Origin of the sequence: Microcoleus sp. B3-D2 (assembly GCF_036705345.1) — a bacterium.
Lineage (GTDB): Bacteria > Cyanobacteriota > Cyanobacteriia > Cyanobacteriales > Microcoleaceae > Microcoleus.
In genome coordinates this window covers 22,499-35,802 of sequence record NZ_JAUBUG010000062.1, presented here as the reverse complement: position 1 = coordinate 35,802, position 13,304 = coordinate 22,499, and the positions used below count along the sequence as shown (strand labels likewise).

Here is a 13,304-nt window from a genome sequence, read left to right as displayed (position 1 = left end):
CCGACGCCGACAGCAAGTCCGACGCCGACAGCAAGTCCGACGCCGACAGCAAGTCCGACGCCGACAGCAAGTCCGACACCGACGCCGACACCGACGCCAGACGAGCCGGTGCCGACGTTCCCGACACCGACAGCCAGTCCGACGCCGAATTTCCCGACGCCGACAGGCAGTCCGACGCCGACAAGCAGTCCGACCCCCATCCTTAACCAACCTCCAAAAGCAGTTAACGACAACTTCACCACGGTTGCGGGTCAACAACTCACTCTCAACGTTCTGTTGAACGACACTGACGCGGAACAAAGCGCTCTGACTGTCACGACTTTTGCTCCAGCAAGCAAAGGGCAACTGGTTCCCGTGGGCGGCGGCGTATTCAAATACACCCCGAATCCGGGCTTCTCGGGTACTGACAGCTTCAGCTACTCGATCTCAGACGGTAACGGTGGCACAAGTCAGGCGGTAGCAACCATCCGCGTCAGCAGCCCGCCGCAGCTAGTAATTAACGACGGTGTGGTGGTTGCCAAAAGTAATCCTACCCAGACAATCACCGCTGCGGATTTGTTAGTGACAGATCCCGACAACACGCCGTCGGAAATCGTTTACACGATTACCAAAGCCCCCGACGCTACCAGAGGTTTTGTCCAAAGGGGCACCACCTTTCTCAACGTCGGCGGCAAATTCACGCAAGACGATATCAACAACAACATCGTCAAATACAACTTGCTGGCGACAGGTGGCAGCGACAGTTTCACGTTTACCGCCTCCGACGGGTCTGCAACTGTTGGGCCGGTATCCTTCAGCATCACGGTGGTAGATAATATTGTCGATCGCAGCGCACTCCCGGCCAGCAGCTTTACAGGCAGCAACCTCAGCGACTTCATCCTCGGCGGGGCAGGCGACGATACCCTATCTGGGGGCGACGGCAACGACATCATCGACGGCAGTGGCGGCAACGACGTCGAATTCGGTGAAGCAGGCAACGACTCGGTGGTGGGTGCGATCGGCAACGACACCGTTGACGGCGGACTGGGCAACGACACCGTTGACGGCGAAGACGGGATAGACTCGCTGATCGGCGGACTGGGCAACGACCTGATGTTCGGCGGCAATGACAATGACAACCTCTTGGGCGGTGACAATAACGACAGCATTGACGGCGGAACAGGCAATGACTCGATATTGGGAGAATCCGGCGACGACTCGATACTTGGTGGCACCGGGATTGACACCTTACTTGGTGGCATTGGCGACGACTCCCTCGACGGCGGTGAGGGCGACGACATCCTCGACGGTGGACTGGGCAGAAACTTGCTCGACGGCGGTATCAATAACGATTCCATATCCGGCGGCGACAGCGATGACACGATTTTGGGTGGACAAGGCAACGACACGGGACTCGGAGGTTCGGGCAATGACTACGTGTTGGGCGAGGCCGGCAGCGACTCCCTCGACGGCCAAGCGGGCGACGACACTCTCGACGGCGGTGCCGGCAGCGACTGTCTCAGCGGCGCCTTCGGCAATGACTTGGTATTGGGCGGCGATGACAACGACTCGCTTTCGGGCGGTGCGGGCAATGACATTTTGGGTGGCGGTGCCGGTTCTGACTTGCTCACGGGCGATGCTGGCAATGATTTCTTCTACTACGAAACTCCCAGCGAAGGCGTGGACGTGATTGCTGACTTTAACGCTAACGGCAGCGAGACCGACAGATTTTTGTTCAGGTCGTCAAATTTCGCAGGTTTAACCAACTCAGGAACTACTCTCGATTTCACCAGTTTTATCGTCAGGAATATCGGGTCTAGCGGCGACGACATCAGCAAGCAATCAGTCATTTTGTTTGAATCTAAATTTGATAACGCTCAAGCAGTAAATGCAGTGTTGAAGAATCAAAAGGGTTCTAGCAAAACGGGAGCTTTCTTCGTGTACCTGAACAATACTTTTAACAAGTACGTTCTCGGCTTTGACCCGAATGTGGCAGATGACAGTCTCCCAGCTTTTGATTTGGGAGTTTTGAATTCTATTCCTACAGTGCCGGGAGCGCTCAGCACCGTCATTACTGCATCTGACTTTAAGTTTATTTAGTAGTTTTTGAGTAGCGTCGCAAGGAGTCGGAACAATGCCCAGTGCAGTACCAGTAATTTTTCTCGAAGGGCGGCTACCCGATGAGAACGAGGATAGTTTGGATAGTGGCACGGCGCCGTCGCCTACGCCGTCGTCGGGAACGGAGCCGATGATGACGGGAACGGAGCCGATGATGACGGGGACCTCGACAACGATGACGACGGGGACTTCGACAACGATGACGGGGACTTCGACCACGATGACGGGGACTTCGACAACAATGACGGGGACTTCGACAACGATGACGGGGACTTCGACAACGATGACGGGGACGGGCCCGGACATTTCGATCACCCCGGTGCCGCGGCCACCTGTGACAGTTCCCACGCCTCCCCCAGAGCCACTTTTTGTCGATGGCTTAGTTGTGGCAAATGACGGCAGTAACTATTTAATCGGCAGCTTGTTCAATGACACGATTTCCGGGGGTGGCGGCGACGACACGCTTTTGAGTCGGGACGGAGACGATCTACTTAGGGGTGAAGACGGTAACGATTCTCTCAACGGTGGCGCTGGTAAAGATATCGTTGAGGGCGGGCGTGGCAATGACACGGCACGGGGCGGCAAAGGCGATGACTTGGTTTCTGGCGACCAAGGCGATGACCTAGCTTTTGGCGACCAGGGCAACGATCTTGTCTTGGGTTCTGAAGGCAACGACTCGCTCTATGGCGGTAAAGGCAATGACTGTCTGCGCGGAGGTGGCGAGGACGACCTGATTTTTGGCGACAAGGGCAATGACAGTGTTTTTGGCGACACGGGTAACGACTGCCTCATAGGCGCTGGGGGCAATGATATTTTGTTGGGCTCCGAGGGCGGGGATGTCATCACCGGCGGTGTTGGTAACGATACTGGTGACGGCGGCGAGGGTGATGACCTGCTCTTTGGGGGCGACGGCACTGATTCTTTGTCGGGAGATGCTGGGGATGATATTCTTTCGGGCGATCGCGGGTCTGATACTCTGACAGGAGGCGACGGATCGGATATCTTTGTTCTCGGTAGGGTCGGCACGTCGCCTGGTAGCAACGGGTTTCTCACTACTGGGGGCCGCGAAATCGGCGATGCTGATGTAATTAGAGATTTTAATCCGGGAGATTTGATCGGTCTGGCTGGAGGCTTGAACTTTACCGAATTAGAAATTTTCCAGGGCCAAGGCTCGAATTCTAGCAACACGATTATTAGGGACAGGCAAACTGGGGAATTTTTGGCGGTGTTGATTGATGTTCGATCGAACTCGCTAGATGAATCTCGGTTCACTACAGCTCAAATACCGCGCGTAGATGACAATCCCTTCACCATTGAGGGGACAACTGCTTCTCCGGCACCATCACCGGGGACAAGTGCTTCTCCAGCACCATCACCCGGGACAACTGCTTCTCCGGCACCATCACCCGGAACCACTGCTTCTCCGGCACCATCACCCGGAACCACTGCTTCTCCGGCACCATCACCCGGGACAACTGCTTCTCCGGCACCATCACCCGGGACAACTGCTTCTCCGGCACCATCACCCGGAACCACTGCTTCTCCGGCACCATCACCCGGAACCACTGCTTCTCCGGCACCGAGTCCAGCTCCGGCACCGAGTCCAACTCCGGAACCGACTCCGAGCCCAACTCCATCCCCAGGGACAACTCCGAGTCCAACTCCATCACCATCACCGGGGACAACCACGAGCCCCACAACGGGGACATTGCCGACACAGGTTCCGAGTCCGAGTCCGACTCCGAGTCCGAGTCCGACAGCAGGGGGGACAACTCCGAGTCCGAGTCCTTCGATCGTCCCCACTCCAACTGCGGCGACCCCAACTCCTCCGCCTTTGGGCGGGGGGCCGACTCCGCCGAGTTTTACATCTCCGACTCCTAACCAGCCACCGATCGTGGAAGCTGGCAAGACGGTGACTGGTTTGCAGAATTTGCCTCTGTCTCTGAGCATTTCGGCGCCCAGCGACCCGGAGGGCCAGCCACTGTCGATCGCGGTAGTCGGACTTCCCAATCCTACTTTTGGTCAGGTAATTACGGGTACAAACCCCCTCAGCGTGAACCAAAAGTTAACCGTTCAGGATTTACTTGGGCTGAAATTTCAACCTGGAACAAACGCGATCGGGTCAGCCGGTTCTTTCAGCTACAGCGTAGCTGACGACCAAGGCGGCACGGCAGCAGCCTCAGTCGCAATTAACATCAATTCTTTCGATACCTCCGTAACTGTTCCAACTACCCTGTCGCCGATTGCTGTCAGTGACGGCCTCGTATTTACGAGTACGAATAATTCGCAGCCCACTTTCATCGACGTGCTGGCCAACGATTCCAGCCCGCAACCAGGATCGCTCAACATTATCAATGTCAGCACACCGCAACTGGGGATAGCTGTAAATCTTGTCTCTCAAGTGCAATTCATCCCCGGCAACGTAGCGGGTACAACTGCTTTCACCTACAGCGTCAGCGACGGATTGGGGACAACTCCGGGCGTGGGTACTATCACCGTTCAAATCTTGCCTGCAGATAGCGGGCCTAACAATTTGGTTGGGGGTTCTTTGCCGGACAATTTGGACGGTTTGGCGGGCAGCGATACTATTGACGGTCAAGGCGGCAACGATACGATTAACGGCGGTTTGGATAACGACGTGCTCGTAGGGGGCCTCGGCGCAGATACCATGACGGGGGGCGGCGGCAGCAATCAATTCCGCTATACCAGCCCTGCACAAGGTGGGCCAGTCTTTGATGCGGCTTCTTCGACGGCGATCGATGCTGCGATCGCGGCGGGCGGATACGATGTGATTACTGATTTTAACGGTCTCGGTGTGCCGATCGCCGATCAGTTTAATTTTGCCCCCGGATTTGCCAATCTCAGCAATGGCAGTCAAGTTCTGCTGAATGTGCAGACAACTGTTTCTGCAAATATTCTGGGAGGAACTGCTTTCTTGTTTGCTTACGATTCCGGTGGCAATACTTACATCATTTATGACGGCAATGGCAATAACGTGGCCGGTGCTGATTCTCGCATTTTGGCGAAGTTAAATGGTGTAACTGGGGTTTCTTCTCTTTCGGGCTTTGACTTCACGTTTATCTAAAAAGATAAGAGGTTTGAAACCGCAGATTAACGCAGATAAACGCCGATTGTCTTGGCTTTATCTGCGTTAATTTGTGTTTAGCTGAGGTAAAATTAAATCTCTTTTTTTTGAATAAAAGTCCCAAAAAAGAGCCAAGTATAGCACCGAAGTTTGAGAAAAGTCCGAGGTTTGAAACCGCATAAAAACGCAGATAAACTACCAAGAAATGGGCGTTTATCTGCGTTTATTTGCGTTCATCTGCAGTGAAAAATTAAATCTGATTTTCTTCAGAAAACAATCCCAGCAAAGGGCCGAGAATAGCGCCGAAAACAAAGCCGCCGGCGTGGGCCCAGTAGGCAACTCCCCCGGATTCCATGCCGACACTTGCCGGGGCATTCAACGAAGCCAGGCCGCTCAATGCTTGCTGTGCAAACCAAAATCCTAGAAAGAAGAAAGCGGGGACTCTGACGGTGGTAAAAAAGATTCCCAAGGGAAGCAGTGTCAGAACTCTGGCTTGGGGATATCTGAGAATGTAAGCTCCCATCACGCCTGCGATCGCGCCGCTAGCACCTAGGGACGGAATGGCAGATGATGAGGAAAAAAACCACTGAGTTAGTGATGCTAAAACGCCGCAAGTAAGGTAAAATATTATAAATTTGACGTGCCCTAAACGATCTTCTACGTTGTTGCCAAAAATCCACAAAAATAACATATTGCCGGCAATGTGAAGAAAGCCTGCGTGCAGGAATTGGGAGCTAATTAGTGTTGTCCATTCGGGAAATGGCGAAGCTGGCAGGGCAACCCGACACATATTGCTTAACTGGCAAGGAATTACAGCCCAAGAGTAGAAGAATTGGGTTAATTGTCGATCGCCCAAACTGAGTTCGTACAAAAATACTAATATGTTTGCGGCAACCAGCCCGTAGGTAACGTAGGGAGTGATAGTAATGGGATTTTCATCGCGTAAGGGAACCACGGCCTTTTTTCCTCATCAAAATATTGGCAACACAGTAGCGCATTTATAGCCTAGGTGTCTCCTGTCTAAAGGAAGAGGCAAGAAGGCAATCGATTTTAGATTTTAGATTTTAGATTTTAGATTTTAGATTTGAAGAAAGCGACTTGACGGATGTATCCGGGGGCTGGTTATCGGATACTATATTTTTTATTTCTGCACGCATGAATCCGGGGGCTGGTACCGCCCCCGGGTGCCGCAAGCGTCCTTCAAACCCGCCGTATTCCACTGAAACAAAAATAAAACCCATTTAATAAAACCCTCCACCTTGCAGTTAGTTGAATATCTGCTTTTTAGTGTTGGGTTTTATTTTACCGGAAAGGCGTATATTGTAGGATTGCAGAGCAAGTTTGTAGCTGCGATATTGGTGCGGGTTTTCACCTCTCAACAAAACTACAAACTTATTTATCCCCTTGCTGATTACATTTTTACAGCGGGGCTAGTCGAAGGTTTAGGCGACTTAATTTCCTGGGAAACTGCACGGGCGCGGTAGAGTTTAGCAACGGCTTGCTCGCACTTAGACAAATCCGATTCTATCTCTGTCAAAATGGCAGTTGATACGGGATCTGTGAACTTCACGCGCAGGTTGTTGACATCGACAACACCGGTTTGCAACTCACCTAGAGTGCTCCGCAGCAAAAACGTTTCATCCGTTCCTTGCATCGAAGCTTTTAATTTAGCGTATTTGTCAGCAATTTGGGCAGGAATTGAGGGTTTTTCACCGAAATCGTTGAGGCGTTTTTCGAGAGCGAGGATGTGGTTCTGTTTGTTTTGAATCATTTCTCTCAAGAGCGATCGCAAATCGCTGTCTTGGGTTTTTTCCGCATAATTTTGAAACGCTTCGCAAGCATAGCGTTCCCCTGCGAGGGCGGTATTCAAACCTTTAACAATGTCGCCTTGTGTAGAACCTCCCCAACCATTAGCTAATTTCCACCATTCTGCATTTGTGTCACTTTCTTCTGGCAAACCGACTTCTTTTCCGCCGTAACCGAGGCGAGCCATAATTGCAGTGGTAAATATTGCTAAATCTCCAGGTTGGCGGGAAGTAATCAAGTTGCCGTCAACTACTAAAGCTTCGTTAATGTAGTTAGCCCCGGCATTAATCATGTCTGTTTTAATTGCCAAGAAACCAGTCGCATTTTTGCCTTTCAGCAAGTCGGCTTCAATCAAAACTTGCGGGCCGTGGCAAACAGCAGCGACGAGTTTTCCTTGCTCAAATGCTTCTCGTACAAACCTTACTGTGTTGGGATTAGTCCGCATTGTATCGGGAGCCATGCCGCCGGGAATTATCACTGCATCGAATTCTGCGGGCACTGCTTCTGTGGTAGTTCCGTCAGCTTGCTGGGCAACTTTTCCTTGTTTCCCTGCGTACTTTTCGTTTGTGCGCGAACCGAGGACAACTACTTCAAATCCTGCTTGTTTTAAGGCGTTGTAAGGAACTAAAAATTCCGAATCTTCAACTCCATTTTCAATGAGTATGGCAACTCGTTTTGTGTCGCTACCGTTATCGGTTGTCATAATCAACATTCCTCAGACTATCTTTTATCTCACCCTAAATGATTTATGATGTTTTTAGCGTCTTGCTAAAGTGATAAATTAGTTGGTTTTAAAAGATATCAGCGTGAGCCTTGAGAGGTATTTTACAGTAATTGTCTCAATGTACATAAGAGGCTCCATTAATGTCGATCGTAGTCCCGGTAGCGTGTGCAGCTAAACCCGACGCTAAAAACGCGATAACATTGGCAACATCTTGAGGAGGAGCGATTTTGCCGATCGGGATATCGCGAAGAATATCAGCTTCACCGAACTCCTGAATAAACTGATTAGACATTTCTGTACTGACAAATCCCGGTGCAACTGTAAATGCCAAAATATTATCAGCCGCAAACCCTCTAGCAATGCTGCGAGTTAAAGCAACAATAGCACCTTTAGAAGCGGCGTAGTGCAGATAATTCGGGTCATCGCCGCGAAAAGCAGCGCGACTTGCTATATTAATAATTGTGCCGACTCGGCGAGTTTGAAAATGCAGGATAGATTCCCGGCATAAATCGGCAACGGCAACTAAATTTACTTGTAGAGTTTGCTGCCAAGCTGAAGACCAAATATCGAATTTGTCCTCTATACCCGCTGACTGCATAATCCCCGCATTATTAACTAAAATATCAATATGACCGCGCCATTTTAAAGCATCTCGCCACAAACTCGATGCCGCATTTTCCACCATCAAATCGGCTGCCAATAAATAACAGCGATCGCGCGCAACACTTGCTGCTACCGCTTCCGCTTCTTTCTGACTGCGAAAGTAATGCAAAATCACCTCGGCCCCAGCATTAACCAGAGTCCGCACCGTCACTGCACCAATCCCTTTCGAGCCACCAGTTACTAAAATTACCTTTCCGGTTAAATCAATCATTTCTCTCTCTCTTTTCTCTTTCTCTGCCCCCTCAACACCCTCTGCAGTTAATAAAAAAAATAAATCTCCTTCACATACGAAATAGAATTGCTATATGATACAGCACATTTCATCTAATGTGTATGCGATTTCCTCATGCTGATGGATATCTGCCATAGACCTCTCCAAAAACTTCCAAATCCTTTACCCTGTTGGTTTCTATTGGAAATATAGCCACTGGTTACAGCACTATAGCTTGTTTGTCCTTAAAGTCTATAACTACAGTGGATTGGGCAGCAAAGGTCGAATCAGCTCCATAATTCGATCGGAATTAAAATTATTGATATAATCGGTTAGTGCTTGGGACAAACGTGCTTTGGAGGCTGGAAGTTGTCCAATTAATTCATTCATAACTTCGGTATCGAGATAGTAAGCGGCTTGATACATTTGTTCTAACCATTGAGGCGGCATCATGGACAGATCTTCTACAGACACCGTTTCAACTAATTGTTTTTGCGGGGTTTGTTCTACGACTTCGTAGATATATTTTACTCCCAAATATTTAGCTAGTTTGTCAAAGATCTCTTTCTGCTGAAATGGCTTGCTTATAAAGTCGTTAAAGCCAGCCATAAGAACTTTCTCTCGCTCTTCTCCAAAAATACTGGCAGTTAAAGCAATAATGACAGTTTCTTGGCTCTGAGGGCGTTCTCTAATATGTTTAGTAGCTGTGTAGCCATCCACGATCGGCATTCGCAAATCCATCAGAATCAGGTGCGGCCGCCAACTCTTCCACAGTGAGACTGCCTCCACTCCCTGTTTTGCTTCTCTCACCTCAAAACCAACCGAGGTCAGAATATCGACTAACAAGTGGCGATTTTCTTCTAAATCTTCAACAATAAGAATGCGGTAAGTCGGTTGTCCGGGAGCTAAACCAATTACTCTTTGATTACTTGATTCTGGGGGTAAGGATTCTGCTTGAGGTAACTGTACAGGAATCTCAAAGGAAAAAGTGCTACCTCGGTGCAAAGTGCTTTTAAGGCGAATTTGACCGCCCATGAGTTTGACGAGTTTTTGACTGATGGCTAAACCCAGCCCACTGCCTTGACTCAAATTATTCCCAGCTTGGGCTTGTACGAATACCTTAAATAATTTATCCATTTCTCTGGGCGCAATTCCCACGCCTGTATCCTCAACTTCAAAAGATAGGTGACAGGATGTTTTTTCTCTTTTTGTTGCTGTTACCCGTAGGGTGACGCTTCCTTGGTTGGTAAACTTAATCGCATTACCGAGCAGATTGACTAAGATTTGATAGAGTTTTTTATCGTCGCTATGCACAGATTGAGGAATGTCGGGAGCTAGCTCAAAAATTAGTTGCAATTCTTTAGATTGGACTTTAACTTGGAACATTTCTTCAATAGAAGCCAGCAAATTTCTCAAATCAAAGTCAGAAAGATTGAGTGTCATCCGTCCGCTCTCTATTTTGGATAAATCTAAAATATCGTTAATCAAGTCCAATAAATGTCTACCGCTACGGTTGACAATTTGTAAACGTTCTTGGAGAGAAGGAGTCAGATTTCTCTCATAGCTCATCAATTGCGTGAATCCCAAAATTGAGTTCAGGGGGGTGCGGAGTTCGTGGCTCATGTTGGCGAGGAAGACAGTCTTGGCTTGGTTTGCTTCATTTGCGTGGTGAAATTCCCACTCAGCTTGTTTGCGATCGCTAATGTCAATTAAATATCCCAAGATTTCTACTGGTTTACTTGAACCATCTCGAATTAGCCTAAGCTGACCCAGCATCCAGCGATAAACCCCATCGGAGCGACGAAGACGGTATTCGTGGAAATAAAAATCATTAACGAATACATTTGGTAAGCCATTAAGCACTGGTTCTACATCATCGGGGTGTAAATGATTCACCCAAAATTTAGAATCTTCTAAAAACTCGCTGGTTTCGTAGCCCAATATATCTTTGATATTTTCGCTGACGAACGTTGCTGCATAATCGCCAGCAGGTTTACAGCTAAAAATGACCACGGGGCTGTAGTTTAGAAGAAAGTGGAGGCGATTTGTGGTAGCTTGCAAGGCTTGCTCAGCCAGTTTTAGCTCTGTTGCGTCTTCCTGAACGGCAACATATACAGTTCCGTATTCAGGATGCTCAAACATGGATGTATGAACTCTGCACCAAAAGAGAGTTCCATCTTTCTTTTTATTGTGGACTTCATATTTCGCTTCCCCGGTCTGTTCAATTTGAGTGACGATATCTAGAACGGTTACATCTGGTGTAAGCTTTGTATCGACATAATTCAAGACACCAACGGATTGACCTGCGAGTTCGCCCTCTGTGTAGCCAAACATAGTGTCAAAGGTAGGATTGGTGTAGACTATTATGAGGTCGGAGGCTTTAATCAAACACACTCCTCCTCCCATGTTATTCATGATAATGCTGTGAAGTTCTAGCGTCTTTTGAGCTTCTTTGCGAGCCGTAATTTCTTGGAGCTGAGCAATAAAATGCAGTGGATTTCCCTGTTCATCTTGTACTAGCGATCCATTAAGAAGAATCCAAATAATATGTCCTTGTTTGTGGAAATACCGTTTTTCCAGTTGGTAAGTTGAAATTGTTCCTGCTAATAGTTGATTGGCATAACTAAGATCCGCTTCTAAATCGTCAGGATGAGTAATGTCTTGGAAAGTTAACGCTAACAACTCTTCTGAGGAGTAGCCCAGAATCTGACATAAGGCAGGATTGACTTTAATCCAGTGCCCATCAAGTGAAACGAGCGCCATCCCGATAGAGGCATCTTCAAACGCATGGCGAAACTGCTCTTCACTGTTTCGTAAAGCCATCTCAATTTGTTGGCGATTTATTTCAGCTCGTTTGCGATCGGTGATGTCGCGTTTAATAACAGAACCCCCAATAATTCTGCCTGTGGTGTCCTTCAGAGGTGATATGGTACAAGATATGTGGATAAGCTGTCCATCTTTTCGGACACGCACGGTTTCATAGTTTTTAACCGTTTCTCCTTGTCGAATCGTTTCTAGGATGTGCTGTTCTTCGTAGGTAAGATGGGAGGGAATTAGAAGGAGGATCGATTGTCCTATGATTTCTTCAGCCTTGTAGCCAAAGATTTTTTCTGCTGCATTGTTCCAGGTTAAAATGATGCCGTCTAATGACTTGCTAATAACTGCCTCACCAGAGTATTCCACAATCGCTGCCATGTGAGCCAGTGATGCTTCTACTTGCTTGCGATCGCTAATATCGCGCAGAATAACAGTCAATACCGTTTCGTCTCCCATTTCCAGCCTAGAAATAGAGGCTTCAGCCGAAAACTGCGTTCCATCTTGACGACGAGCCAAAATCTCGCCTCGTTCTCCCATCCTTCGCGCTCTGGTAGAAGACTGTGCAAATTGTTTGATATGCTGCGGATGTGCATCTCTAAACTGTTCTGGCAGCAGTAAATTCAGAGGCTCCCCTAAAATATCCTCCATTTTATAGCCAAACATCTTTTCTGCCCCTTGATTAAACAGGGTTATGCGTTGAGTGCGATCGATGGAAATAATTGCATCATTGGCGATTTCTAGAATTCGTGCAAAACGAGCCTGCGATTTTTGTAAAGCATCTGTTCGTTCAGCCACAAGAACTTCTAAAGTTTCGTTAAGTTTTTTAATTTCTTTTTCGGCTTGTTGGCGCTTGTAATCTATCTGGTTCAAAAAGCGAGCCGTCCCCAAGATGAGAATTGAGAACGTCAAAACCATAACAGTTGAACGCAATGTACAGCCAAAATTAGCATTATACCAGCCTAAATTTTGTCCCTGAAGAGTGAACCAGTTCAGTGTCACTGGAAAGATTGTCCCCCAAGGCAGCAACCACCGAACCATTACTCCGCCTACCAGGGGACTGGTTACTACTTGCATTAATCCTTCGTTAGGGCGGAGCAATAAAATTCCTCCATAGAGGATGAAAAAGGTGGCGATCGTGTTTACGGGTTGAGCCGTCGTAATTGTGACCAAACGTTCAAGAATATCGACATTAAATAGGTATCCAAATAAAGCTAGTAGAGAAATTAAAGCTGCAACACTACTAAAAATCTGAGCCAACCAAGTGTCCCGTTGGGAATTTTTCCCTAACAGTAACAGTGCTAGTCCCATCAGCAAAAAATTTAGGGCGGTATTTACTCCCATTCTTCCCGGATAAGGAGTCGCTGAAGACACGAAATCTCGGAAAAGCCACTCATCAATACCCAGCTTCCAACCAAAAATATACTGGCTCAGCGTCAGCAAACCGATGATGATTATGAATCCTGCCATCCCTTGAGCCATGCGATGGTGCAGTCGGGTTCTGTGGTATTGCAACAATCTCAAAGACACTCCGGCCAGCAAAAAGCAAATTGCCGTGTTTGCTTTCATGGTCGAAGTCATACCGAAAAAACCACTTTTGAGTAGGGAGATGTCAAATTGCCAACCCAGCAGCACGAGACATCCGATCGCAATGACGAGTAGACTTGCCATGTGAGAAATGCGCTTGTTCATAAATCGCCTGCTTGGGTTGAAACAATCTTCTTCTGATGTTAGGCGAAGCGAAGAAGGGCAACCACGGGGGGACGGCTCCTACCCGAACAATACAGACTTTGTAGGGCTGCGCCCCCTTGCCAGCTCAATATATCCGTAGTCGCAGCACTTCTTTCTGCGTAAAGTTACCTTTATAACCTCATAATTCAACTATACTATTTGTGCATACGCTT

Annotated in this window: 6 protein-coding genes; 2 read left to right on the top strand and 4 right to left on the bottom strand. The window is 48.3% G+C overall.

Annotated features, from left to right (window positions below):
• Together QUB14_RS21475 and QUB14_RS21470 are read left to right on the top strand one after the other, a co-directional pair.
• On the top strand, positions 1-2,079 hold a 2,079-nt coding region (locus QUB14_RS21475), incomplete at its 5' end, for an Ig-like domain-containing protein (protein WP_333218982.1).
• 34 nt (positions 2,080-2,113) lie between these two features.
• Positions 2,114-5,182 (top strand): Ig-like domain-containing protein, encoded by a 3,069-nt coding sequence (locus QUB14_RS21470; RefSeq protein WP_333297314.1) that lies wholly within the window; start codon positions 2,114-2,116, stop codon positions 5,180-5,182.
• A gap of 250 nt (positions 5,183-5,432) precedes the next feature.
• Here QUB14_RS21470 and QUB14_RS21465 read toward each other — a convergent pair whose 3' ends face one another.
• From QUB14_RS21465 to QUB14_RS21450, 4 genes are all read right to left on the bottom strand, one after another.
• The gene (locus tag QUB14_RS21465) at positions 5,433-6,137 is read right to left on the bottom strand and encodes a rhomboid family intramembrane serine protease (protein ID WP_190661623.1); all 705 of its coding nucleotides are present in this window, start codon (positions 6,135-6,137) and stop codon (positions 5,433-5,435) included.
• A 456-nt stretch (positions 6,138-6,593) separates the two neighbouring features.
• Complete coding sequence (locus QUB14_RS21460; RefSeq protein WP_333218973.1) at positions 6,594-7,691, bottom strand: DJ-1/PfpI/YhbO family deglycase/protease; 1,098 nt, start codon at positions 7,689-7,691, stop codon at positions 6,594-6,596.
• Positions 7,692-7,827: 136 nt separating this feature from the next.
• Positions 7,828-8,586, bottom strand: a complete 759-nt coding sequence (locus QUB14_RS21455) for an SDR family oxidoreductase (protein ID WP_333218971.1) — start codon at positions 8,584-8,586, stop codon at positions 7,828-7,830.
• 258 nt (positions 8,587-8,844) lie between these two features.
• Positions 8,845-13,092 carry a PAS domain S-box protein gene (locus QUB14_RS21450; protein ID WP_333218969.1) on the bottom strand — a complete coding sequence of 1,416 codons (4,248 nt, stop codon included), beginning with the start codon at positions 13,090-13,092 and terminating at the stop codon, positions 8,845-8,847.
• Positions 13,093-13,304: the final 212 nt, after the last annotated feature.